This window comes from Cellulophaga sp. Hel_I_12 (assembly GCF_000799565.1).
Lineage (GTDB): Bacteria > Bacteroidota > Bacteroidia > Flavobacteriales > Flavobacteriaceae > Cellulophaga.
In genome coordinates this window covers 3,042,620-3,067,247 of the sequence record NZ_JUHB01000001.1, presented here as the reverse complement: position 1 = coordinate 3,067,247, position 24,628 = coordinate 3,042,620, and the positions used below count along the sequence as shown (strand labels likewise).

The window sequence follows — 24,628 nt, the reverse complement described above, 5'->3', positions numbered from 1 at the left end:
TATGTCAATAAAGTGGTAAATATTTGAAGCGAGCTATTATTGAAAAAGAAAAAAATCCAGTTTAAGGTACTGGATGAACCTTTTGGCTTTAGGCCATTTCATAAATTTCATCAAACAATTTCTTGTCCAATCGTTCTTGTTGGCCAAAGCTTTTCTTTAATACATTATGAAGTACTGAATTAAACGCATTATAGCCCAGCCAAAGATTAGGTTCTTCATTGAGTAACAAGGCTTCATAGTTCAAGATTTCGATGACCTCACGAGACTTTTTCGACGGGTCGCTATTCTTATCGCTACATTCATATTTGAAGAGTTTCGTTTTATCAAGAATTGCTTTTACAAATTCCTGTGTATCGATAAGTTTAAACTCTTTCATCTTATCGAATTTCTTGGTTATCGTATAGAATTCATTGTCCAGAAACTTATCGAACAGGTTGTTCAATCTCGGCATAATAAGGTGTGTATTGTTCTTACTGTGTTTTATGGAAAACTCGATTTCTGCTTGTGAAACGTGCAGACCGTTTGAGCACACTTCTCTATAAAACCCGAAGTGTCCAGAGGTCTTTTCGCTACCGTCATAAGAGTTCTTAAATCGAAGCATTGGCAGTATCACGTCCTTATCGTTCTTGACGGCAAACTGGCTTTTGTCGTCGATAATAAAGTCAGTAATGAACGACCTGTCATTTTTGTTGATGGTGCGTTTATGGAAGTTCAATTGTGCATCGGTCAACATTTCTTCAGCTTTCTTGAAGAAAAGTTGATTTGGAATGTGGCCATAGCTGTTCGAGACAACATTGACGATTTTGCCATTAGAGATGATGACATTTTCAAGCCCTCGTCGGGATTCCATCTGGGTCAGAGTCTTTAAGGATTTCATTTCTGATGGAACAAAGATTTCATCCTGTTGCAAATTTTGTAAATACATAGCTTTTGAATTTAGATTAAACAATATTTGAGCAGTACCCAAACGGAAGCTAAAATCTCAGCTCAAAAGGAAACGGAATAAATAAGCGATGGCGGAAGGAATGGCTTTATGCCGTAGTAACCTCCAAAACAAGGATTTGGGTCATAAAATTCAATAACTTTACATATGGGCTTCGGGTAGTCAAGACCTAAAAGAAATTGGTGTTTTCAAACCCTTGCCGTAGTCTGGTCCCTCCCGTTGTAGGTTTTTCATTGGTGATGCCCAGCAATCCCTTATAGAAGATTACAGAACGTAAAAATGGGCGGACCCGAGGCTCTTTTGTTTAACCTAAAAACAGTTCTGAAATGAAAAAGACAAAAAAAGAAGTGGTCGAAATGGCCATGATGAACCCAAATGCAGCGGGCATCGACATCGGTAGCACGGAACATTGGGTGGCAGTCCCGGAAGATAGGGACGCTGAAAGAGTAAGGCGTTTCACAGCCTTCACTTGTGACCTGCACCAAATAGCGAGATGGCTTAAAAAATGTGGCATTACAACTATCGCCATGGAATCAACGGGCATTTATTGGCTCAATCTTTTCCTCCTTTTGGAAGACTACGGTTTCGAGGTATTTCTGGTAAACGCACGAAATGTCAAGAACGTAAGTGGCAGGAAAACGGACATGAGCGATGCGGAATGGATACAGAAGCTTCATAGCTGTGGGCTTTTGTCGAACAGTTTCCAGCCGGACAACTATACCCGGGAACTGCGCACTTACACCAGACACCGACAGAACCTGATCCGTCAGGCCAGCCGCTACCTCCAGCACATGCAGAAATCCATGGAACAGATGAACATAAAGCTGCACAAGGTAATTAGGGATCTTGCAGGAAAAACAGGCATGTCCATTGTTAGCGCAATCCTTGACGGGGAAAGAGACACGGAAATATTGGCGGAGCTCAGAGACAGGTGCGTCAGGGCGAGCAAGGAGACCATAATGAAATCCCTGGAAGGGACATGGCGGGAAGAATACCTGTTTACACTTCAACAGGCCTACGATTCCTTCCATTTCGTGCACGCACAAATGCAGCAGTGCGATGAAAATATAGAAAAGGCACTTAAAAAAAGGGAAACGATCGAGGTTCCCGGCGAGGATAAAGACCCCGTTAACAAAAAGAAAAAAACGAAAAACAAGAACACCCCAAAATTTGATGTCGACAGTTACCTAAAAACACAATTGGGTGTGGACATTACCCAAATAGACGGTATAGATAGCCTGAGTGGACTGAACATCCTTGGGGAAATGGGAAGTGATTTCAGTAAATGGCCTACAAGGAAACAGTTCCTATCATGGCTGAACCTTGTCCCCAACAACAAACAATCAGGAGGAAAGCTGATTAGCAGCCACCTGATGAACAAAAAGAATACCGCCGGGCACATATTCCGGAAATGTGGCAGCTGCCTTTGGAAAAGCAAAGGGCCTTTGGGTGATTATTACCGAATCCAAAGGGCTAAAAATGGCGGTAAGGCGGCCGCGATTGCAACTGGGAACAAACTGGCATCCATAGTCTACACCATGGTAACACACCAGGTTGAATACGATGAATCCATTTTAGTAAAAATGAAAAGGCACAGTCAGCAAAAGAGGCTCGACAACTTGCAGAAAAAGGTTGCCCACATACAAAAGGAACTCGAAGAAGCAGCTTGATATTCAAATATTTAAGAAGGAGTTATATAGAAGTCTTTTGATGGAAGTATTTTACGAGTTTAAATTGCGGTTATATTGTATGATAATAAACTCCCCCTTACGAAGTAATAAGGTTGCTATTTAGCAGAATTTATTATTTTACCAGAAAATTAATAGGGTTTAATAACAAATAGAAATATTTGACATCAATACAAATGTTGCCCTGAAATTAGCAAAATGTTGTACCTATGTTGTACCTGACATTTTTTTCGACATTTTTTTAAATGGAAAAAGCCGAAGATTTCTCTTCGGCTTTTGTACGGGCGGGGAGACTCGAACTCCCACACCTCGCGGCATCAGATCCTAAGTCTGACGTGTCTACCAATTCCACCACGCCCGCATTTTAATATTTTAACACTTTATATTTCGCTATGTCCTAAGTCTAGCGTGTCTACCAATTCCACCACGCCTGCATTAGGTTTCCTTTATGAGCTTAAAAATATATTTTTCTTCCGCTAAAGGAGTGCAAATATAAAGTAAAAAATGAATTATGAAATACTAAGTTTAAAAAACTTCTTTTTTGTAATTTTGCCCCTACTTAAAAACACAGCATGAACCTCATTAAAAATTACATTTCAGAACATAAAAATCGTTTTATATCAGAACTAATTGAACTGCTAAAAATGCCTTCAGTAAGTGCCGATCCTGCATTTACCCAAGACGTTTTAGACACCGCTGAAGCTGTTGAAAAAGCCTTATTAGAGGCTGGCTGTGATACAGTAGAAATTTGTGAAACAGATGGATACCCTATTGTTTATGGTGAAAAAATTATAGATCCTGCATTACCCACGGTACTTGTTTACGGTCATTACGATGTGCAACCCGCAGATCCTGTTCATTTATGGACTTCGCCTCCTTTTGAACCTGTCATCAAAAAAACAGACAAACACCCTGACGGGGCTATTTATGCCCGTGGTGCTTGTGATGATAAAGGACAAATGTATATGCATGTCAAAGCCTTAGAGTTTATGGTGAAAACCAACCAACTGCCTTGCAATGTAAAATTTATGATTGAAGGCGAAGAAGAAGTTGGGAGTAGTAACCTAGCCATTTTTGTGGCCAATCACAAAGAAAAACTAGCTAATGATATTATTTTAATTTCTGATACCGGAATGATTGCCAACGATGTTCCCTCAATTACCACCGGACTTCGTGGATTAAGTTATGTTGAAGTGGAGGTTACGGGTCCAAACAGAGATTTACATTCTGGCTTGTACGGAGGGGCGGTGGCCAATCCGATCAATATTTTATCAAAAATGATCGCTAGTCTTCATGACGAAAACAATCATATCACAATACCTGGTTTTTATGATAACGTAGAAAATCTATCCAAAGAAGAGCGCGCCGAAATGGCAAAAGCCCCTTTTAGTTTAGAAAACTACAAGAAGGCTTTAGACATTGATGCTGTTTATGGCGAAGAAGGCTATACGACCAATGAACGAAATTCTATTAGACCAACTTTAGATGTGAATGGCATTTGGGGTGGGTACACGGGCGAAGGTGCTAAAACCGTTATTGCGAGTAAAGCATACGCAAAAATTTCGATGCGTTTAGTCCCGAATCAAGACTGGACAGCAATTACCGAATTATTCAAAACTCATTTTGAAAGTATTGCACCTAAAGGTGTACAAGTGTTGGTAAAACCACATCATGGCGGACAGGGTTATGTGACTCCCATTGATACCATTGGCTACCAAGCAGCTTCAAAAGCCTACGAAACTACTTTTGGAAAAAAACCAATTCCACAACGCAGCGGTGGCAGTATTCCTATTGTTGCCTTGTTTGAAAAAGAACTGAAAAGCAAAACTATTTTAATGGGCTTTGGCTTAGATAGCGATGCCATTCACTCCCCTAACGAGCATTTTGGCGTATGGAATTATTTAAAAGGAATAGAAACTATTCCTTATTTCTATCAGCATTTTACGGCATTAACTAAACAGCATGCCGCTGACTAATCAGCTCTTAAAATTGATAGTTTAAGTGAACGATTTAATTTTTGGGCGTTCCCTAGCGGGCGGGCTATCCGTTGCAAATCCTCACCACAAAAATGTGGCTGTGGGTTTTCCACTCCTATCCCTAACGCAAAACAAGCATCTTGCCTTGTTTCTTGTTTTTTTATTTAACAGAATAGTTGACAAACAAGGCTTTAATTCCACTTTTTCGTGTAATTTCAACCCTATAATTTAAAATAATGGATTCGAACATAAATTTAGCAGTACTTATTGACGGTGACAATATTCCATCGGCCTATGTAAAAGAAATGATGGAGGAGATTGCTAAATATGGCAACCCGACCATCAAAAGAATCTATGGAGATTGGACGAAGCCTAATTTATCAAAATGGAAAAATCTTTTGCTGGAAAATGCCATAACGCCTATTCAGCAATACGGCTATACCACTGGAAAAAATGCAACAGATTCTGCTATGATTATCGATGCCATGGATATTCTATATTCGGAGAAAGTAAACGGATTTTGTCTCGTTTCTAGTGATAGCGATTTTACGCGACTTGCTACACGCTTAAGAGAAGCGGGAATGAAGGTTATTGGTATCGGAGAGAAAAAAACACCTAGTCCGTTTATTGTGGCTTGCGATAAATTTATTTACATCGAAATTCTAAAGTCAAAAACAAGCAGCACTGAAAATGAAACTGAAAAAAGCGATAGTAAAGATACCATCGATACGATTACCAAAAAAGACATTCAATTTATAAAAACAACTATTACCGATGTTTCTGACGACGATGGTTGGGCTTTTCTTGGTGATGTGGGGAGTCTTTTGCAAAAAAAACAACCCAATTTTGATTCTAGAAACTATGGCTTCGACAAACTAACTCCGCTGATTAAATCAATTGATATATTTGAATTAGAACAGCGTGAAAACCCAAAAAGCCGACATAAATTAATCTTTGTGCGCGTGAAGCAGAAAAATAATCCGAAAGGGAAGAAGAGTTAATTAAAAATGTAAAGTTGAAAGGTGAAAAGGTGAAAAGAGTTTCTCGTTTCGCGTTTAAGGTTTCAGGTTCAAAAAAATCGTTGACGATTGTTCATTGAAGGCTGATATTGAAAAGAGTAATCAGTGTTCTGTGTTCTGTGTTCTGTGTTCTGTGTTCTGTGTTCAAAAATATAAATTTGACATTTAAACTTATAATTTTTTGAACTTGCACTTGAACTTTCTTAGAGCTTCTTCACATACTTGGTAATAATCACAATCTGCTGCCCATCTACTTTACCTTCAATATAATCAGCGTTTTCGTGATCTAAGGATATTCTACGAACGGCAGTACCTTGTTTGGCCACCATACTAGAACCTTTTACTTTTAAATCTTTCACTAAAACCACGCTATCGCCGTTTTCTAAAATAACGCCATTAACATCTCTATGGGTGATTTTATCGGCTTCTGCCAAGCCTTCGCCTGTAGCTTTTGCCCAGGTAAGTACTTCATCTTCTAAATAGAGCATATCGAGCAAATCTTTAGGCCACCCTTCTGCTTTTAGTCGAGAAAGCATCCGCCAAGCAATTACTTTTACAGAATCAAACTCACTCCACATACTGTCATTTAAGCATCGCCAATGATTTGCATCGGTAGTATCCGAGTTTTCTATCTGGTCGATGCAGGTACTACAGGCTAAAAGACTCCCATCAATACCACCAACAGAAACTGGCGGCACTTCATACACTTTTAAGTCATTCGTTCCAGTACATAATTCGCAAGTATTGTTGCTTCTCTCTTTTAGTTCTTGTAGTACACTCATGCTTTATTTTTGAATGGTGTAAACTTAAAACATTCTATTAGAAATAATACCTCATTTCAAATCCAATTGAATAAAAATTTACTCTACACTTGTAGAATTAAAATATTTACTCTATGTTTGTAGAACAAATAATTTCGTTCAAATATTTCTTACTTTAAAAATATAGCTCGAAATTATTTGCTTTGCCTCACCCAAGATTGGAAAGAACCAATCTTGACCTCCCCAAAGGAGAGGTAAGCATATAAATTGATTATAAAACATAGCAGACATGCAACTATCAAAATCAGAAGAAGAACTAATGAATGTTTTATGGAAGCAAAAAAAGGCTTTTATGAAAGACCTGCTCGATGCTTACGATGATCCTAAACCGGCCACGACAACCATTGCCACCTTATTAAAACGTATGACGGACAAGGGTTTTGTAGCCTATCATAATTTAGGAAGGTCACGGGAATACTATCCTTTGGTAAAAAAGAAAGATTATTTCTCAAAGCACGTCAACGGATTGATCAAAAACTTTTTTAATGACAGCGCTAGTCAGTTTGCTTCGTTTTTTACCCAAGAAACAGCTTTGACCAAAGAGGAGTTAGAAGATTTGAAAGCTTTAATAGAAAAAGAAATTAAAAACAGATAGTTATGCTGATCTATATTGTAAAAGTCACCACCTGTTTGGCAATTTTCTACGCATTTTACAAACTGCTTTTAGAACGAGAAAGCATGCACAGCTTTAAACGCTTTTATCTATTAGCGGCCGTAGGTTCCGCTTTTGTAATCCCAGCATTGATCTTTACGGAATATGTATATGTAACACCTGAACCTACTTTTGAGCATATGCCGCTTGATTTTCAATTAGAAGAATTTCAAACGACAGCCATTTCCAAGCGTACCGGTTATTTAAGTACTATTCTATGGAGTGTTTATGCACTTGGCGTCTTAGTTTTTGGATTCAAATTTGTTCAAAACCTTTTTATCATCAGCAATAGAATTAAAAAAAACACGAAGATTAAAGAACAAACTATTATTCATGTGCTATTAAAAGAACAACTAGCACCACACACCTTCTTTAATTTCATTTTTTTTAACCAACAAAAGTTTACTGCGAATGAAATCCCGACAGCCGTAGTACTCCATGAAAAAACACACGCCCATCAAAAACATAGTATTGATGTGCTTTTGATGGAGCTAGTACAGGTCTTCTTCTGGTTCAATCCTTTTGTTTATCTCTTTAAAAACGTAATCAAACTAAATCACGAATTTTTAGCAGACCAGGCGGTGATGCAAAAAGGAATAGAAATTACCACGTATCAAAAAATTTTATTGGCATTCTCATCAAATGCGGCAAGCCCAGAAACGGCATTAACGAATGCCATCAATTATTCATCCATCAAAAAACGATTTACAGTCATGAAAAAAAACACCTCAAAAAAAGCCGTATGGCTTCGTAGTTTATTGGTTTTACCCTTATTTGCATTGGTCCTTTACAGTTTTAGTGCAACTAAAGTATTGGAAGTCAGGAAATCTGAAGAAAGTGCTAATTCATTACAATTTATTGAATCCGAATTTACACTGCAAGATTCTGAAGAAATCAACTATACTGATTTTGAACAACAAAAAAATGATACTATACGCTATATATATATTACAAAACCAAATGCTCCTACAGCACAAGATGTAGAGAAATGGAAAAAAGAAACAGAATTTGCCATTTGGGTGGATGGAAAACCTGTTAAAAACAGAGAACTGAATAATTACAATGTAGATGATTTTAAACATTATTCATCAAGTTTTGCATATCAAAACGTCCGTAGCAAAAGTTACCCACAACCCTATCAAGTGAGCTTGTATACTAAAATTGGGTTTCAAAAGCAGTTTACGGTCAACGACAGGAAAATAAATATACTGATTAATAGAAATGGTAAATTATTGGTTCAAAATGAACTAGTGGCTATTGAGGAATTAAAAATCTATTTATCTAAAATAAATACTGATTTGAACAAAGAAGAACGTTCACAATTAGTTAGTGCCCAAATTCATGTAAAAAATGAGACACCAAAACAAGTAATAAAAGAAGTGAATACCCTTTTAGAAGCATACGGTTGCGCAACGATTAATATTGTTGGTCCAAGTGAGTTTCAAGACGGCGCAACAAAAAAACAAATTTCAGAATACAATGCGATAGCTTCTAAATACAGCGACTTAAATATGTCTATGCCGATTAAAAAATCAGAAATAGATCGAATGGAATATCTGTATAATTTAATGACAGATAAACAAAAGAAAAGTGTGACTAACTATCCTGAATTACCGCCTATGCCTCCTGCTCCACCTAAAGTTAAAAAAAGAGAAACTAGTAACATTCCGCCGCCACCGCCACCTTTTCACAAAGGAGAAGTATCTAAAAGTTTAGAGAGTGCCTACAATAGCTGGGTGAAAACGCTTAAAAATGCTGATGGATCGTACAACATCATTACGAAGGAAGAATACCGCTATTTCAGTAGTATTTATGAAAATATGACCAATGAACAGAAAAAAAATGCTGAGATAATACCGCCGCCGCCTCCTCCTACCCCACCTAAAGTTAAAAAAGGAGAAACTAGTAACATTCCTCCACCACCAGCACCCGAAAACAATGCACAAGAAAAAGAAAAAAGTGGTTATGTTATGATTAATAATGAAAAACACTTTTACAACAAACAAAACGGACAAACAAATTATTACAATAAGTATGGGCAAACCGTTGATAAAGATGGGAAAATTATCCCGTCTGCTTATGTAAAAAAGGGAGAAGAATCAAGTATTCCTCCACCGCCGCCGCCTCCAGCATCACCATTAGATCACCTCATTGATATGGCTAAAAAAGACGCTACCTTTTATTATGAAGATAAAGAAATCAGTTCCGATAAAGCTATAGAATTGCTAAAAAAGAATAAAAACTTGAATATAGATTCTAAAGGTTTTAATAGTGATAAACCCATAGTTTTAATTTCTAAAAATCCAATTAAAACTAAAAACTGAATTTCATTAAAAAAATTATTCCTAAGCCTTCAAATTGAAGGCTTTTTTTGTAACAAAAACTTCAAAATTACGTTCTACAAGTAATTTTAAAAGTCTTTAACACACGAGAATGTGAATTATTAGTACTTTTAAACCCATCATCAATCAATCAACCTGCCCCTGGTAGGTAAAAATCAAATCATTATGTTACAAAAGTTCTTTATTTTATGCTCTGGCGCAGACGCCAAAATTTTACAAGAATGCTCTCAAAGGGAGCGCAACAAATACGCAGGTATTGGAGCTACCGTGTTTTTTACTGCTGTTATGGCATTTATTGCCAGTAGTTATGCACTTTTTACTGTTTTTGACAACCTATATACCGCTGTTTTCTTTGGATTCATTTGGGGCTTATTAATCTTTAATTTAGACCGCTTTATTGTATCCACCATTAAAAAAAGAGACAAATTCAGTAGTGAGCTTATCCAAGCTACCCCTCGAATTATTCTAGCCATCATTATCGCAATTGTGATTTCTAAACCTTTGGAAATGAAAATTTTTGAAAAGGAAATCAATCAAGTATTATTAGAACAGAAGAATGAATTAACGCTAGCCAATAAAGACCAGATTGCATTACAATACAATCCTGCCATTGAAACCTTACATCAAGATATTGCAGCCTTAAAGTCCGAAGTTGTAGCGAAAGAAGCGGAAACAAATGCACTTTACGATACCTATATTTCAGAAGCTGAAGGCACTGCTGGCACCAAGCTTTTGGGCAAAGGTCCTGTGTATAAAGAAAAGCGCGACAAACACGACGCTGCCTTAAGTGAACTTGGACTACTTAAAGAAGCCAACGCAGCAAAAATCACAGCTTTAGAAAATCAAATAACGGCTTTGAATACGGAATACTCCCAATCTGTTACCAATTCGCAACCTATTATTGACGGTTTTGATGGTCTTATGGCAAGAATTACAGCTTTAAACAAATTACCCTGGCTACCCTCATTTTTTATCTTTCTACTCTTTTTAGCTATTGAAACGTCGCCTATTATTGCCAAATTATTAGCTCCAAAAGGCGAATATGACTATAAATTAGAAGAGGAAGAAAGCATTGTAAAATCATGGATTACTCAAAAAGTAAAACAACGTGAACTTCTCATGAGTACTGATGAGGCCTTAAATACAAAAATACATGCTGAAATTAGGGAGGAAGAAGCTGTTTACGCCTACAAAAAGAAAAAAACAGAGGAATTATTAAAACTGCAAGCTGAAGCATTTCATAGTTTGCAAGTGAAAAATCTTTGAATATCGCTATCCGCTTGACGCAAAGCGCATAGCGCATAGCGCAAAAAATTCTAGATTACTTGAACTTTTTTATGTATCACTACTTGATCGGATTGCATATAGCGCTAGGCGTTTTGCGCAAAGCGCAAAGTTAATTCCCCCAAATACGACTCCAAAGTGCGCTTAGCAAATTTTTAGCATCAGCTACTGATCTTGGTGTTTCTAAAATTTCTAAATCGCCTTGCGCGTTGGTTAATTGATATTTGAATGCAAAGTCTTTTTCTTTGGGATCTAAACTCATTAATCCGAAACGTAAATCGTTAAAATACAGTTGGTTGTTTTGTTTAGAAATTACATACCAACCTTCAGCAATTTTTATTAATCGTTGAACTTTATCGTTATTTTTTAAACTACCCAATAATTCATGATTTTTAGGATAGCTTTCAAAACTGATGGGTTTTGAATCAAAAAAAGAATAGTTTGCCATTAAATAAGCATCCTCCGTAACGATATTGGCTTGCCATAAAATGCTATTGAAAGGTGCTGGTCGTGTATCAATTTTTGAATATTTTATCTGTTCTTTATCTAAAGCTTCCGTGAATTTTTTGTACGATATTCCTTTTAAGATAAGCGTAATCCCTAAATAACAAGAACTTACTATCAAGCCTAATCTGTTGAATTTTCTTCGTTTTTCGGATGTCCTTTTTTGAAAAAGCGTTAAAACTAAAAACACCAAAAATGGAAAGGTATACAAGGGATCAATCACAAATATATTTTGAAAAGCCAATCGCGTATCAAAGGGCCAAAAAAGCTGTGTTCCCCAAGTGGTAAACGCGTCTAAAATAGGATGTGTAAACAAGCCCCAGAAAAACAACCAAGACCATTCGCGCCAGGTCGCTTCTTTCTTCGGAAGTAGTGTATAGACCAACCACCCAAAAACAGGTGCAAAGAAGATCGCAAAGAAAATAGAATGACTAAAACCTCTATGTACTTCTATCGCGGTAACCGTATCGGTAAAATAACGTGCTATAATATCTAAATCCGGAATTGTCCCGGCGATGGCGCCAAATACCATCGCCTTATTACCCACTTTTTTTCCTAAAACTGCTTCGCCTACCGCAGCGCCAAGCACTATTTGTGTTAATGAATCCATAGGCCCCCTAGCCCCCAAAGGGGGAATTACTATTAAGTTCTTTAATTATATTTATTTTTTGCATGTGCTAGAATAGTGAATTTTAGGTTTGAAAAAGTTTCTGGTTTTTGGTTTGGGGTTTCAGATTTCTATTTTTTGAACTTGAAACCCTTGCACTGAACGAAGTCGAAGTGTGAACTCTTGCTTGAACTTTTTAGCTTTCACCATTAGACTTTCTACTTTTCGCCAGATTAGTCAACGATCTGCATCTTCTTCAACAGAAACGAAGCATTCATGTTTTGACATATTCCTTGTTTAAATTTATAGTCGAAATACAATTCATTATCGATGATTTCAGCATCAAAATAATAGTTTTTTACTTGCGATAAATCGGTTGCAGCTTCACACAAACTTAAATCGTGCGTGGCGATAATTCCCGTTGCTTTTGAAGCTATTAGTTTCTCTACAAATTTTCTAGAGCCAATAGCCTTATCGGTGCTGTTGGTGCCTTTTAAAATTTCATCTAAGACAATAAAATAGCGATCTGTTTTAATTTCATCTACAATAAACCGAAGTCGTTTTAATTCTGAGAAAAAGTACGATTCATCATCGGTTAACGAATCTGTAGTGCGCATACTGGTGATCAATTTAATGGGACTATAGTTCAGCTCTTTAGCACAAACAGGCAGACCTACGTTCGCCATCAAGATTTGCAAAGAAACCGTTCGCAAAAAAGTGCTTTTCCCCGCCATATTGGCTCCGGTAATGATAAAGAACTGCTCGTTGCCAATCTGAATATCATTTGAAACACTTTTCTTAGGGTCTAATAAAGGATGCCCAGCGCCTTTAGCATCTAATACCATAGTATCTTCCTGAATCGTTGGAAAAACATAGGTTGGATGGTTATAGGCGAAATTGGCTAAACTATTAAAGGCATCGAAAAAAGCAATGGTCGTAAACCAAGCTTCTACCTGATTGCCATAGGTTTCAATCCAATTTTCAATTTTATAAGATTGGTAGATATCCCAGAGGATAAAACCGTTTGCCAAAAACCCAAATAGCATATTATTACGCTGGTCTAGCGCTCCTAAAATTCGAGAAAACTCATGTAATATTTCTGATGTTTTTTTCTGATCTTGTAGTATCGTTTCCTTTTTACGTTTCAGTAAATCAGAGGTAAACTCCCTATTTTCTATGGCTGAAATCAATTTTTGATATTGGTAAAATGTGGTCTGAATTCTACCCGTATCCGAGGCTAGCTTATTGATCTTTTTAACATAAACACCAGTTATTCCTAAACCGAGAACAAGTACTAATATTAAGGTAAAAATAGATAAAGGCACAAAAAAATAACAGAGCAACATGATCACAGAAAATGCCGTAAATAGTAGAGGAAGCAGCTTTATTTTTTTAGGCAAAAAACGCTCGTATGCCTTCATCCAATCTAAGATAGCTTGATACGGTGTTTCGGTTTTTACCAACGAGGCTATTGCCGAGAATTCTTGTCGCCAGTCGGCCAAATGAGCCAGTTCTTGAATAGCCTCTTGCTTTTCTTGGATATTTTCAATAGCATTCTCTGTAAATAAATGGGCTAGTTTTTCACTTCCTTGTGGTAAAACCGTTCGGTTACAGTACTGGTAAAAAGAGCCTTTTCCAAACAAGTCTATATCTTGACTATAGTAATGTATGGGGTCTTTAAAATTGCTTCCATCTGGTAGGTCATGGAACTTTCTATCTAATACTTTTAATTCTGTCGTATTAATTTTTAAGAGCGCTAAAAGCTTATTTTTTTTATAGTTTAAATCGGTATGACGAGACACCAAAAACAGAAAAGCCATGATAAAAATAACGATAACCGCTAGAATTAAATTGGTGGCAGGACTCACAAAGTAGATCGCGACAGCAGCTAGAATAAAGACCACTAGGCGTAACATGCTCGAAACAAACAATTGTGATTTTACTTTCTTAAGTTGCTCCTGATATACTTCTATTTTCTTGGAATAGAATGAGGTTAATTCACACATTTAAAATCTGACTAAAATAAGCCGCAAAGATAAGGAAAAAATGAGGCGCTACCCGCCCCTTTAAAAGAGGGTAGTTATATGAAGAAAACATGGAAACCTTTTGTTCCACATATCACAACTCCGAAAGTTCTTGTTGTTGTTTTTTAGTCAGTTTTTCGACTACTAAAGTATACGAATGGTCTGTGAGTTCTGCGATTAATTTTGAAGGTAAATCGTTTAGGAATAAAGTATTCCAATGTATTTTACTCATGTGATACCCTTCAATTATTTTTCCTTCATGCCTTTCCCGAAGTTCACTAGCACGTTCTGGATCGCATTTTAAATTTACCTGGGAGGGTTTTCGTTCCAGAGCACACAAGGCAAACATTTTACCCATCACTTTAAAGACCAAGGTATTGGCATCAAAGGGAAATTCTTCTGTAACGCCTTTCTTTTCAATACAGTACCATCTAAATTCTTCGATATTCATAGGCAAGGTTTTAAATTCCTGTAGCATCATACACCAGCACTTTTTCCCAAAGTTGGCTTGCTTCTTCAATAAATAATACATGTGGAGGCTCCTTTTGATAGGCTTCTTGTGCTTCCGCAGATTCAAACGTTACGACAAGCGCATAGGTAAAAGATCCATCAACCACATCCCTACTAGCTTTTGGTGGTTTTCCAATAAATTTTGTTTTAGCAAATTTAGACGTATCCAAAAATTTCTGGAGTGCTACTTCAAACGCCTTGCAGTCTTGTGAATTATCCGGATTTTTCAACCAAAAATATACCGTATGCGCAAAATTTGAATCAAAGGTTTTTATAGTATTTTCTGTTTGTCCAAAAGTATTTAGGCTAAATAACAAGAGTACACTTAGCTTGACAATTGGTTTTATTATTCTTTGGGAATTCATAAATGAGAAGTTTGTAAGAGTTTTAGGGTGCTTTTATTAAACCTGTTTAGGGCTCATTGGTACTGACTTACTAGTTCAGGTTTATTTTTCTAAAAACCGATTTAATTTAGTTTTATGCTCTTTTAACTCGGTTTTTGAATGCCCATTTAGGGCTGTGTAATCTAGTTTCCAGCCAATTGTCTCGACGATCGACTCAATAAGCAAAATAGCTTCTAATGCCTCATTTTTTGCTGTTTGCATTAAGCCACTTTCCGGAATTTTTTCTCGAATATGTTGCTTTGCTTCCTGATTCAAAAGGGTTAAATCATTGGGTGTAAAAGCATTGAACATGCCGTTTTTGATATCATAAAAATCTAGTTCTGGTTCAATAGAAAGTATTTCAGGTTCTGGAAAACTAGTTAAAATAATTTTCTTGCTAGTTGTATCTGCACTTAAAATTAATTTTTTTAAATCGTATCCAATTTGCGCTTTCGCATTAATCACAATCAAGGCCTTTTTTTTACTACTGACCAAGCTTAGAAACCGTTCTTTGGTATTTTCATAACGATAAATTTCAGCAAAATCGCCCTCTACGGCAATGAGCTTGCACACACTCTTTATTTTTTCTAATAATACGTGCGATTGTACTTCTGTGAGCTCTCTACTCTGCTTTTTACGAAACAAAGAATAGATCCAGTAGGTGATAATTATCCCTAAAATTAAACCTAAAAAAGTATCAAATATTGAATCCATAAACTTATTTGCCCCCAATACTTCGGCTACGCTCCGTACAAGCGGGGTAATTTAAAAACTAAACTATGCTAAAGTATAGAAAAACACCTATAATTTACGAAAATATGCTGCATCTTTTGGAATAAGCCTAAACTTCTTCTAGTTTATACAACACTGGTCGGCTTGGGCTGGCATCGTTTTCAAAGGGTGCAACTTGAAGGTTCAGAAAATACAAACCATCTTTAATGCTATTATCCACAAAAATAAACTCGGTAATGGTCGCTTGTTTTCGTACTTCGCCTTGGGTATTCCAAAAGGCATTATGCGCTAGTAATTCACCGTGGTCCTTTTCTTTGTCTATAGAAGGTAGGTCAATTAATACATGCTCCACCCCTATTTCTACAAGGTAAAGAGCTGCTTCTTCAAGCAAATAAGGCGGATTTGTATTTGAGTATTGCTTGTGTAATTTATCTTTGATATTGGGTATTGTTCTGATGACTACTGCTTTACAATTCGCTTCTTTTAATGCATATTGCAACTGCTTTTTGGAAATCACAAAATCATCTTTTTGCTTCTCTGGCGCTATGGTAATTACTTTTGCCAAAAAGAAAAACCGCTTTAAGTTTTGATTAATCGAATGAAAATCTTCAGTAATATGCCCAACACATTCGGTATGCGTGCCGTGCGCATGCGGATTAAAGTAAATATCATTGAAATTGGTCGACGCGCCTTCACTCACCTTACCTACAAAATCACCTTCGCGATGCGGCTCAATTTTTGGCGCATCTACATACCAGGCATTGACATTTGAAGCATTCCCATGAAGTGGAATAGAAATATCTAAGGGTTTAGACAAATCAATGGCATAGCTTTGCTTTTTATGTTTTATGGTCGCTTTCAAAAGGCTAAAATTAGTTAGGACAAGTTAATCATAAATAAATTTGCTGCAATCCCATCGGCTAAAAACTTTCCTTTTTTGGTAGTCATAAGCGTATTGTTTTCTAGTACTAACAAATGTTCTTGAATATAATTTTCTGATTGCTGTAAAAGATATTCATAGTAGTTTTTTCCAAATTCGTTTTGAACTCTTTCTAAAGATACGCCCCAGATGGTTCGTAAACCTGTCATGACATATTCATTATAACGATCGGTTTTTGAAAGGGTTTCTTCTTCCATCGGAAGCTCTAAATTGTGCAATGCTTTTACGTATTTTGCATTATTATTAATATTCCAAGATCTCCGGATTCCGTCGTAAGAATGTGCCGAAGGCCCAATACCGATATACTTTTTCCCTAACCAATACGCCGTATTGTTTTTTGAAAAATAATTAGGTTTCCCAAAATTTGACGTTTCGTAATTTACGAATCCGTTAGCCTCCATTTTTTCTAGAAGTATATTAAAATGCTCCTGAGCTACCTCATCATCAACAGGTGTAATCAATCCTTTTTTTATAAAACTAGCCAATGCCGTTTTTGGCTCTACTGTTAAAGCATAACTCGAAATATGCGGAATTTTAAACGATAAGGCTTTGTCAATATTCTCTTCCCAACGTTCTGCACTCATATCGGGCATTCCGTAAATAAGATCTATCGAAATATTATCAAAATACTGAGTTGCTAAGCGTAAGGATGCTTCGGCTTCTTTTGAATTATGCGCTCGGTTCATTAATTTTAAATCTTCATCAAAAAAAGACTGAATTCCGATACTTAAGCGATTCACAGGGCTTTTTGCCAGTTCCAAAATTTTAGCCTCTGACAAATCATCAGGATTAGCTTCTATGGTAATTTCTGGTTGCTCAATTACCTTATGATTGGCATAAACAGCAGCAATAATAGCCTCAATTTCTTCTATGTTTAAAACCGATGGGGTACCACCTCCGAAATAAATCGTGGCTACAGGGGTATGTTCAAATTCGTTTTTTCGCAACTCCAATTCTTTCTGCAATGCCAAAATCATTACCTCTTTTTTTTCCAAATTGGTAGAAAAATGAAAATCGCAATAATGACAAGCCTGCTTGCAAAAGGGGATGTGGATGTAGATGCCGCCAGCCCCCCCCGCCCCCAAAGGGGGAGCTTTAATCTCTTTCTTCGAAAGTTTCTCAATCATGGTTTAAAGTTTATTTTCTTTTGAGTCAGCAGAAGAATTTCACCCTTTGGACGCTATGGGGCTGTTTTTCCTCAAATTAACAGTCGTTGTTCCTCCCCTTGGGGGCTAGGGGCCTTTTATTCTTTACTTATTTAATTTTTTAGGATTCTGTTTGATGTAGGCACTCCAACCCGTATAGTTGGCACCCACTTCTACCTTACCTTCGTTGTAGAAATGACAAACGGCTGCGGCAAGTCCGTCGGTACTGTCCAGATTTTTAGGTAAGGTTTTTAATCCTAATAAGCCTTGTAACATTTTAGCCACTTGTTCCTTACTGGCATTACCATTCCCAGTAATCGCCATTTTTATTTTTTTGGGAAGGTATTCTGTTATCGGAATTTCTCGTGATAAGCCTGCTGCCATGGCCACACCTTGTGCTCGGCCTAATTTTAACATAGACTGCACGTTTTTTCCAAAGAATGGGGCTTCAATGGCTATTTCATCAGGGTGATAGGTGTCGATGAGCTCTATAGTACGCTCAAAAATTAATTTTAATTTTACATAATGGTCATCATACTTCGTCAATAAAAGTTCATTCATTTGAAGAAACTCCATTTTTTTATTCACTACCTTAATCAAACCAAAACCCATAATGGTGGTACCTGGATCTATTCCTAAAATAATTTTTTCGTTGGCCAAAAGCGTTTTATTTGGTATTTAATACTATAGGGATTCTAAACTTTGCACGTACAGGAATACCTCTTTTTAGCGCTGGTGTTGCTTGGGGTAGGGTTAGTAAACATTGTGTGATTACCGCATCAAACTCAGGAATTTGTTCGTCAACAATAGCATTATGTTCGATATCTAAAACAGCTATGGTTCCCGTTTTGTCCATTAAAAAATCGACATAAAGGGTATCGACCATCTCTTCTTTCAATATAAATTCAAAATCTTCTAGGGATCGCTTAAAATGAAGCAGCAGGGTGTCAACAAAGCACTGTTTATTGGCTTCTTTTGCTTTGGTTTCATCACAATTCTCAAAAAGAGGAAACTGATCCACATCATTGAAATCGATGTTTTTCATTTCTTTTGCTACCAAGGCTTGTGTTTTTACTTCTCTTGAAGTAAATAAATCACAGGAAGAAAAGAGAAAAAATCCGCATAAAAATAATACACTCCGCATGTGCCTTAAAAATCTTTGCCGAAAATTACGATTTTTTTATCGTTTTACTCAGAAGCCGTATGTATTTCCTCTTTAAGTTCTGATATTCGGCGTTGTGCAAATTCTATAAAATAAGCTCTTTGCCCTTTATAGTTTTCTAAAAGCTGTTCGTAATAGCTTAATTTCACTTTTGGATCTTTATAATAGCGATCGGCCACAAAACAAACTTGATAAAAATAAATAACATTTGAAGGGTCTTCCTCGTGGGCCAATTTGTAATACTTCAGGGCGTTTTTAAAATCTTTTTTTTCGCTATAAATCCGTGCTAAAGCTTGGTATTCTTTGTCAAACAATACCACTTGTACATCTATCGCCTCTTGAAAGTACACTGCGGCACTATCGAGTTGCTTTTCTTCCCAAAACACATTTCCTAAATTAAAAAGTACTTTAGGGCTGGGATTTAAAGCATCATAAAAAAGTGATGTTTTGTAGTTTTCTTTAGCTTTTTCTAAGTTATTCAATGAAAAATAGGCATTCCCTAAACGTTCAAAAATATAAGGCTGCTTTTCGCCTAATGCTACCATTTTTTCAAACAAGGGAATGCTGGCTTTAAATTCGTCATTATTAAATAAAGCCAATGCTTTTAGGTTAATGATAGACACATCATTTTCATAAAAACGCAATCCTTTATCGGCATATTTAACTACAGAATCTCGATCCTGAAGTTTAACATGGTATTTAGCCACTTCGAAAATACTTCGTAAGTGCGTACTATCTATCGCTATGGCTTTCTTGTACAGTGCTATACTTTCTGTTTCAGCATTTAGTGATGCAAAGGTATCTGCGAGGTAATAATAGTACTCAGGATTTTCTAAATTTTTAGCCACCAGCTTTTGAAATACTTCCTTAGCCTTGGTATATTTTTTAGTTTTTCCATAGAGTTTACCCAACTCGAAATTCGCTATTTGATCTTGAGGATTGTTTTCTATGTAATTCTCATATTGAACCATAGCCTTGTCGTAATTGCGAACCAAATTATAGGCTCTAGCAATTTGTAGTTGTGCTTGCTGGTCATTTACCTTAGAATATTGGTTGATAGCGGCTGTAAAATTTCCTATCGTATACAAACTATCGGCAATGACCAAAGCCGAAGCTTGTGCCTCGGCTTTTAACACGACTAAACAAAAAAATATAAAAATGATTTTTTTCAATGCGGGTATTCTTTTTAATTACTCTTTAGGAGAACTCACTTTATAGCTATCCTTCTCTGTTACGGTAAGGATGGCATTCGGTATTTTTAAATACTGAAAAAGGAGTACTTGCCCATCTTCCACCGCAATGGTGAATTCACCATCATAATCGGTCACTGCTCCAAAATTCGTATCTTTAATTGTGATATTTACTCCTGGAAGTCCTGAGTTTTTATCGAATACTTTTCCTGAAATATAGGTTTTACCGTTTTTTGATGTTTTACTAGCTTCCACATACATAAAATCGGTTGTTTCTTTTGATTTCGTCACATCACTTTGCGTTTCATTCAACACAAAATTAATGGGCATAGTGTAGGGTACACTCACTTTTTTACCGCGAAACTCTGCAGGTTTTATCTTTGGCAACAGTGAAATTATTCGCGCTGCTTCTTTTTCTAAAATAGGGTCAGGCCCACGCATTTTAATGTTTGATATGTTCCCATCGGTTTCAATATGAAATAGAACATATACTTTACCCTGGATTCCTTTTTTCTGGGCTTCTATTGGGTACTTAAAATTGCGATTTATATGTTCCCTTATTTTTTGATCAAAACATGCATTTTTATCGCTAGCATTTTCACAACCTGAAAAAATAGGTTTCTTATCCGCTGTCTGAAAAGAAATTAAGGATTGATCTGCATTGTTTTTTAGAAGTTCTTTTTCATCCTTAATGGCTAATTCTAACCGAATAAGTTGCTCATCTAAATTTTTAATAGTCGGATGATTTTCAGAAGCAGATTTTAATAATCGCCTACGTTCTGTATCTAATTTGTTGTACCTGTTAACTTTCTCTTTGAACTCTACATCCGTTGTCTTAGAATTTAACTTAAAGGTGATAGGTATCGAATACGTGACGCCCACTACTTCTCCTTTTTGCTTACCGGGTGTCATTTTTGGTAAAAGAGCTATAATTCTTAAAGCCTCTTTTTCTAAAAGCTCATCTGGGCCGCGCATTCTTAATTTTTGAATAACACCGTCAGTATCAACAACAAAATTTACATATACTTTTCCTTGAATTCCTTTTTCTTGTGCCTCTTCAGGATATCGAAAATTTTTACTGATATGCTCGTACATTTTTTCTTGAAAACAAGCTTTTTTATCCGTAGCATTTTCACAACCCGGAAAAATGGGTACTTCATCAACCATCGAAAAAGGAATATCAATCGTCTCTTGAACTCCATTAACTTCTGCTGATGTAGTGGTCAAGCTATTATGAGTAACAATGGTTTTTAATTTACCATCGGTGATTACTAAAGTATCATACCCATTTTCAGCCAAAACCTCATCGATGAGTGCTTTTCGTTTTATGTTCTCCTCTGGAGTTAAATTTTGAACATCAGCAACACGATAGGTTATGGTAGCTTCATTTCTTAGCACCTGTCCTTCTGGAATGGCTAAGTTTTCATAAGCCTCTACCCGAATAAATTCTTTTTGATATACACGAAAATCATAAGTCCCATCAGTAATGACAATATTTTCGATTTTATTATTTTTTGAAATATCATTCATAATACCATTGAACATTCGAATTTCATCGCCTGTTAAATCAGTGGCATCTTTTACGTTAACTAGCGTATAGTTTGTAGGATATTCAATTTTTGAGTTCAGTAAAATCACTTCGTTACTAAACGCTGATATAGAGATTTTTAAGTTTGCATCTAATATCTGAAAGGCTTTTTTTCGATTGGCATAGTTTTCATATCGCGATGTTGAAGGCATTGGAAATCTATCTGCCATCCTTTGTTTTGAAAGTTTTGAATTTTTCTCGACATTTAACTCATCAATTAGCCCAAAAAACATTTTGGTTAAAATTTCTTTCTTAAAAAAATCTTCTTTAGTTAAAATTTGATCTTCTACACGATCTTTTTTAATGTATTCCGAATTTAAAAATGCTGCGTTTACCGAACCAAACTCAAACACCTCTTCATCTACCTCAGCTTGTACTTTTTTAATCAAAGCAGCATCATCCACGACTTGAATTTCGGAGGTACTCGTTAATTCGCTAGTATTTGCCATGGCGGTATAAAACAACATCCCCAACACCATCGGCACCAGTAATAAATACTTTAGTTGAAATATCTTTTTTGATTGTGCTTTTTGCAGCATTTGAATTCTTTTGTTGATTAATGAACTTTTAAAAAACGGATTAATAAACGAAATATGTTCTGTCTGAAAAACTTGGGTTAGCAGCTGTTGATAATGTTCTTTTTTATGGGTTTTAGCCACCTGAGCATCGGCAATAAACTCATGTACTTCAGAAATTCTATGCTGATATACATAGACCAAAGGGTTAAACCAATTGACGATTCGTAGGAGTTCAAAAAATAGCAAATCATAGGAATGGCCTTGACGAATATGCACTAACTCGTGCTGAATAATGCTTTCGTGTTCTTGGGCTACGATTTTATCGCCTAAGAAAATAGACTTAAAGAATGAAAAAGCGATTTCGCTATTTTTAACAATCACTTTCGAAAAAGCAGCCAGTTTAATGACCTCTGCATCTTTTCGCAAGCCTTGTATTTGAAGCCATTTATAACCAAAAATCAATAAAGCAATGCACATGCCACCATACATAAAAACAGCTTGCCAAGGCATTTCGAAAGTTGGTGTTTCGGCAGCCACTACTGCAATTTCCAAATCGCTTGTGGCTGTCCATAAATAGTCATCATAAACAATTACGGGCTTTACAACGCTCGTTGCAAGTGCTTCAATCTTAATCCATGGCAAAACCAGAGACAATACATAGGTGCCTATTAAATACACTCTATTCCATTGAAAAAAGGTTTCTTTCTTTAAAAGAACATCGTAGATGATTAAAAAAAGTAGTTGAAACCCCATGCACTCTAAAACGTACTGTAGCATTAGTTTTCTTTTTTAATTTCGTTGAGAATGGTTTACTAGCATTGCTTTATATCTTGTATTATTGCAATCTAAAATTAATTGGGACTGAAAACTCAACGGCTATTGCATTACCATTTTTCATGGCTGGCGTTTTCATTTTTGGTAACTCTGCAATCATCCGTACCCCTTCATTTTCTAAAGAGGCATTTGGTCCACGTTTTACGATTTTTTCTACAACACCTTTTTCTGAAATAGTAAAAATAAGATACACCTTTCCTTGTACTTTCTCGGTTTTTGCATCTTCTGGATATTGAAATACTTGGCTTATATGCTTCATAAATGAAGCTCGAAAACAGGCTTCTGTATTGCCGTTACTTTCACAATTTGAAAATACCGGAAAGCTATCAAATTCGCCTTGACTTTCGGAAAGTATGGGCTCTGAAATCGTTGTCGGAAATGATTTACTTTCTTCATTAATGGCTTCATCTAAATAACTTACTACAACCATTTCATCAAGCGCAACAAAAGGTTTGTATTGTATATTCTGAGTTTGTGCAGAGGTGTAAAACACCATAGATACTAACAGTGGCATTAGCATTAAAAATTTAAGTTTTGACAATCTATTTGATTCTGATTTTTGTAGCATGACAATTCGTTTTTTGATTAATGATGATTTATAAAATGAGTTTATAAAAGATATATTCTGTGTTTGAAATACTTGCGTTAGCAATAGTTGATATTGCTCTTTTTTATGATTTTTTCCCACGGCTGCATCGGCAATATATTCATGTACTTCAGAAATTCTATTTTGATACACATATACCAAGGGATTAAACCAAGTAGTAATTCGCATCAATTCAAAAAATAATAAATCATAGGAATGGCCTTGACGAACATGAATTAATTCGTGGTCAATGATTGTTTTACGATTCTGTGTACTTATTTTATCTCCAATGAAAATTGACCTAAAAAATGAGAAAGCAATTTCGCTATCACTTAAGGTAAATTGTTTATAATTATCTATATATTCAACGGTATTTTTGTTTTTCAGTTGATGTATATGATACATCTTTTTAGCAAAAATTAAAGAAGCTAAAAACATTCCTAAAAAAAGCAACATTATTCCCCAAGGCAAGTCAAATCCGTTTTGTTGAGGCATTGCAACTGTAATAGTATCGTTTGTTCGATGTAAAACAAGCTTTGGATACGCAACTAGAGGCGTGGCAACATTCGTAAAAAATTCATCAATTTTCACGAAAGGTAGTATCATAGAACCCAAAAAAGTGCTTAATAAATACGCTCTATTCCATTGAAAAAAGGTTTCTTTCTTTAAAAAAACATCGTAGATGATTAAAAAAAGTAGTTGAAACCCCATGCACTCTAAAACGTATTGTAGCATTAGTCTTCTTTTTTAATTTCTTTTAAAATGGCCTCTAATTCTGACAAGTTCATATCATTCTTCTTCACAAAGAACGACACCATACTTTTAAACGACCCTTGAAAATAACCATCGACTAGCTTGTTTATCGATTGATTGCTGTAGTCCGACTTTTTAAGCAACGGGAAATACAAATAACCTTTACCCTCTTGCTCATGTGCTACAAAACCCTTACTTTCTAAAATACGTACAATAGTAGATACCGTATTGTAGGCAGGTTTTGGTTCTGGCAACTGCTCAATCACAGCAGCTACGTTGCATTTCTGCAACTGCCACAATACTTGCATTACCTCTTCTTCCGCTTTTGTTAATTGTTTCATTCTGGTTTGTATTTCTTTTGTTATTTTTCATTGCGAGCGTAGCGACGCAATCCCATTGCCAACGTAGCACCTCAATCTGACTGTTT

21 protein-coding genes and 1 tRNA gene are annotated in these 24,628 nt (G+C 36.1%); 6 read left to right on the top strand and 16 right to left on the bottom strand.

Features of this window, described 5'->3' with window-relative positions:
- Nucleotides 1-88 precede the first annotated feature (88 nt).
- Nucleotides 89-925 (bottom strand): DUF932 domain-containing protein, encoded by an 837-nt coding sequence (locus GQ45_RS13265; RefSeq protein ID WP_047420418.1) that lies wholly within the window; start codon nucleotides 923-925, stop codon nucleotides 89-91.
- Nucleotides 926-1,269: 344 nt separating this feature from the next.
- On the opposite strand from GQ45_RS13265, the gene GQ45_RS13260 reads away from it, so the two are divergent.
- On the top strand, nucleotides 1,270-2,613 hold the full coding sequence (locus tag GQ45_RS13260; RefSeq protein WP_047418552.1) for an IS110 family transposase: 1,344 nt from the start codon (nucleotides 1,270-1,272) through the stop codon (nucleotides 2,611-2,613).
- Nucleotides 2,614-2,910: 297 nt separating this feature from the next.
- Here GQ45_RS13260 and GQ45_RS13255 read toward each other — a convergent pair.
- Nucleotides 2,911-2,992, bottom strand: a tRNA-Leu gene (locus GQ45_RS13255).
- Between the two features lie 211 nt (nucleotides 2,993-3,203).
- Between GQ45_RS13255 and GQ45_RS13250 the strand changes: the two genes are divergently transcribed.
- Nucleotides 3,204-4,607: a dipeptidase gene (locus tag GQ45_RS13250; RefSeq protein ID WP_047418746.1), complete on the top strand. Its 1,404-nt coding sequence runs from the start codon at nucleotides 3,204-3,206 to the stop codon at nucleotides 4,605-4,607.
- Nucleotides 4,608-4,843: 236 nt separating this feature from the next.
- A complete protein-coding gene (locus tag GQ45_RS13245) occupies nucleotides 4,844-5,608 on the top strand; it encodes an NYN domain-containing protein (RefSeq protein WP_047418744.1) in 765 nt (254 codons plus the stop codon).
- 221 nt (nucleotides 5,609-5,829) lie between these two features.
- Here GQ45_RS13245 and GQ45_RS13240 read toward each other — a convergent pair whose 3' ends face one another.
- Nucleotides 5,830-6,408, bottom strand: coding sequence for an alkylphosphonate utilization protein (locus tag GQ45_RS13240; RefSeq protein WP_047418743.1), 579 nt, complete (start codon nucleotides 6,406-6,408; stop codon nucleotides 5,830-5,832).
- A 268-nt stretch (nucleotides 6,409-6,676) separates the two neighbouring features.
- Between GQ45_RS13240 and GQ45_RS13235 the strand changes: the two genes are divergently transcribed.
- The 3 genes from GQ45_RS13235 to GQ45_RS13225 all read left to right on the top strand — a co-directional run bounded on the left by GQ45_RS13235 (nucleotide 6,677) and on the right by GQ45_RS13225 (nucleotide 10,707).
- Complete coding sequence (locus GQ45_RS13235; RefSeq protein WP_047418742.1) at nucleotides 6,677-7,042, top strand: BlaI/MecI/CopY family transcriptional regulator; 366 nt, start codon at nucleotides 6,677-6,679, stop codon at nucleotides 7,040-7,042.
- Between the two features lie 2 nt (nucleotides 7,043-7,044).
- Nucleotides 7,045-9,423 (top strand): M56 family metallopeptidase, encoded by a 2,379-nt coding sequence (locus tag GQ45_RS17655; protein ID WP_052188231.1) that lies wholly within the window; start codon nucleotides 7,045-7,047, stop codon nucleotides 9,421-9,423.
- A gap of 183 nt (nucleotides 9,424-9,606) precedes the next feature.
- Nucleotides 9,607-10,707 (top strand): DUF4407 domain-containing protein, encoded by a 1,101-nt coding sequence (locus GQ45_RS13225; protein ID WP_047418740.1) that lies wholly within the window; start codon nucleotides 9,607-9,609, stop codon nucleotides 10,705-10,707.
- A 130-nt stretch (nucleotides 10,708-10,837) separates the two neighbouring features.
- Here GQ45_RS13225 and GQ45_RS13220 read toward each other — a convergent pair whose 3' ends face one another.
- From GQ45_RS13220 to GQ45_RS13155, 13 genes are all read right to left on the bottom strand, one after another.
- Complete coding sequence (locus tag GQ45_RS13220) at nucleotides 10,838-11,839, bottom strand: metal-dependent hydrolase (protein WP_047418739.1); 1,002 nt, start codon at nucleotides 11,837-11,839, stop codon at nucleotides 10,838-10,840.
- Between the two features lie 230 nt (nucleotides 11,840-12,069).
- Nucleotides 12,070-13,842: a DNA mismatch repair protein MutS gene (locus GQ45_RS13215; protein ID WP_047418737.1), complete on the bottom strand. Its 1,773-nt coding sequence runs from the start codon at nucleotides 13,840-13,842 to the stop codon at nucleotides 12,070-12,072.
- Nucleotides 13,843-13,954: 112 nt separating this feature from the next.
- The gene (locus GQ45_RS13210) at nucleotides 13,955-14,311 is read right to left on the bottom strand and encodes an MmcQ/YjbR family DNA-binding protein (protein WP_047420414.1); all 357 of its coding nucleotides are present in this window, start codon (nucleotides 14,309-14,311) and stop codon (nucleotides 13,955-13,957) included.
- 10 nt (nucleotides 14,312-14,321) lie between these two features.
- Complete coding sequence (locus GQ45_RS13205; protein WP_047418735.1) at nucleotides 14,322-14,735, bottom strand: Dabb family protein; 414 nt, start codon at nucleotides 14,733-14,735, stop codon at nucleotides 14,322-14,324.
- An 81-nt stretch (nucleotides 14,736-14,816) separates the two neighbouring features.
- Nucleotides 14,817-15,467: a DUF4230 domain-containing protein gene (locus tag GQ45_RS13200; protein ID WP_047418733.1), complete on the bottom strand. Its 651-nt coding sequence runs from the start codon at nucleotides 15,465-15,467 to the stop codon at nucleotides 14,817-14,819.
- A 127-nt stretch (nucleotides 15,468-15,594) separates the two neighbouring features.
- Entirely contained in the window at nucleotides 15,595-16,347 is a 753-nt protein-coding gene (locus GQ45_RS13195; RefSeq protein WP_047418732.1) for a cyclase family protein, read from the bottom strand.
- Nucleotides 16,348-16,361: 14 nt separating this feature from the next.
- Nucleotides 16,362-17,552 carry a radical SAM family heme chaperone HemW gene (hemW, locus tag GQ45_RS13190; protein ID WP_081980924.1) on the bottom strand — a complete coding sequence of 397 codons (1,191 nt, stop codon included), beginning with the start codon at nucleotides 17,550-17,552 and terminating at the stop codon, nucleotides 16,362-16,364.
- A gap of 123 nt (nucleotides 17,553-17,675) precedes the next feature.
- Complete coding sequence (gene ruvC / locus GQ45_RS13185) at nucleotides 17,676-18,230, bottom strand: crossover junction endodeoxyribonuclease RuvC (RefSeq protein ID WP_047418730.1); 555 nt, start codon at nucleotides 18,228-18,230, stop codon at nucleotides 17,676-17,678.
- 7 nt (nucleotides 18,231-18,237) lie between these two features.
- A complete protein-coding gene (locus tag GQ45_RS13180) occupies nucleotides 18,238-18,714 on the bottom strand; it encodes a hypothetical protein (RefSeq protein WP_047418728.1) in 477 nt (158 codons plus the stop codon).
- A gap of 44 nt (nucleotides 18,715-18,758) precedes the next feature.
- Nucleotides 18,759-19,904: a tetratricopeptide repeat protein gene (locus GQ45_RS13175; protein WP_156125441.1), complete on the bottom strand. Its 1,146-nt coding sequence runs from the start codon at nucleotides 19,902-19,904 to the stop codon at nucleotides 18,759-18,761.
- 18 nt (nucleotides 19,905-19,922) lie between these two features.
- Nucleotides 19,923-22,805, bottom strand: coding sequence for a TonB family protein (locus GQ45_RS18275; protein WP_081980923.1), 2,883 nt, complete (start codon nucleotides 22,803-22,805; stop codon nucleotides 19,923-19,925).
- 58 nt (nucleotides 22,806-22,863) lie between these two features.
- Complete coding sequence (locus GQ45_RS13160; protein WP_047418725.1) at nucleotides 22,864-24,183, bottom strand: M56 family metallopeptidase; 1,320 nt, start codon at nucleotides 24,181-24,183, stop codon at nucleotides 22,864-22,866.
- On the bottom strand, nucleotides 24,183-24,542 hold the full coding sequence (locus GQ45_RS13155; protein ID WP_047418722.1) for a BlaI/MecI/CopY family transcriptional regulator: 360 nt from the start codon (nucleotides 24,540-24,542) through the stop codon (nucleotides 24,183-24,185). The genes GQ45_RS13160 and GQ45_RS13155 overlap by 1 nt, the downstream gene beginning before the upstream one ends.
- Nucleotides 24,543-24,628: the final 86 nt, after the last annotated feature.

Bases quoted from the DNA above. Each gene is read 5' to 3' on its own strand.
- GQ45_RS13265 (WP_047420418.1), bottom strand. From the start codon at position 925: ATGTATTTACAAAATTTGCAACAGGATGAAATCTTTGTTCCATCAGAA.
- GQ45_RS13260 (WP_047418552.1), top strand. From the start codon at position 1,270: ATGAAAAAGACAAAAAAAGAAGTGGTCGAAATGGCCATGATGAACCCA.
- GQ45_RS13250 (WP_047418746.1), top strand. From the start codon at position 3,204: ATGAACCTCATTAAAAATTACATTTCAGAACATAAAAATCGTTTTATA.
- GQ45_RS13245 (WP_047418744.1), top strand. From the start codon at position 4,844: ATGGATTCGAACATAAATTTAGCAGTACTTATTGACGGTGACAATATT.
- GQ45_RS13240 (WP_047418743.1), bottom strand. From the start codon at position 6,408: ATGAGTGTACTACAAGAACTAAAAGAGAGAAGCAACAATACTTGCGAA.
- GQ45_RS13235 (WP_047418742.1), top strand. From the start codon at position 6,677: ATGCAACTATCAAAATCAGAAGAAGAACTAATGAATGTTTTATGGAAG.
- GQ45_RS17655 (WP_052188231.1), top strand. From the start codon at position 7,045: ATGCTGATCTATATTGTAAAAGTCACCACCTGTTTGGCAATTTTCTAC.
- GQ45_RS13225 (WP_047418740.1), top strand. From the start codon at position 9,607: ATGTTACAAAAGTTCTTTATTTTATGCTCTGGCGCAGACGCCAAAATT.
- GQ45_RS13220 (WP_047418739.1), bottom strand. From the start codon at position 11,839: ATGGATTCATTAACACAAATAGTGCTTGGCGCTGCGGTAGGCGAAGCA.
- GQ45_RS13215 (WP_047418737.1), bottom strand. From the start codon at position 13,842: ATGTGTGAATTAACCTCATTCTATTCCAAGAAAATAGAAGTATATCAG.
- GQ45_RS13210 (WP_047420414.1), bottom strand. From the start codon at position 14,311: ATGAATATCGAAGAATTTAGATGGTACTGTATTGAAAAGAAAGGCGTT.
- GQ45_RS13205 (WP_047418735.1), bottom strand. From the start codon at position 14,735: ATGAATTCCCAAAGAATAATAAAACCAATTGTCAAGCTAAGTGTACTC.
- GQ45_RS13200 (WP_047418733.1), bottom strand. From the start codon at position 15,467: ATGGATTCAATATTTGATACTTTTTTAGGTTTAATTTTAGGGATAATT.
- hemW (WP_081980924.1), bottom strand. From the start codon at position 17,552: ATGATTGAGAAACTTTCGAAGAAAGAGATTAAAGCTCCCCCTTTGGGG.
- GQ45_RS13180 (WP_047418728.1), bottom strand. From the start codon at position 18,714: ATGCGGAGTGTATTATTTTTATGCGGATTTTTTCTCTTTTCTTCCTGT.
- GQ45_RS18275 (WP_081980923.1), bottom strand. From the start codon at position 22,805: ATGCTACAGTACGTTTTAGAGTGCATGGGGTTTCAACTACTTTTTTTA.
- GQ45_RS13160 (WP_047418725.1), bottom strand. From the start codon at position 24,183: ATGCTACAATACGTTTTAGAGTGCATGGGGTTTCAACTACTTTTTTTA.
- GQ45_RS13155 (WP_047418722.1), bottom strand. From the start codon at position 24,542: ATGAAACAATTAACAAAAGCGGAAGAAGAGGTAATGCAAGTATTGTGG.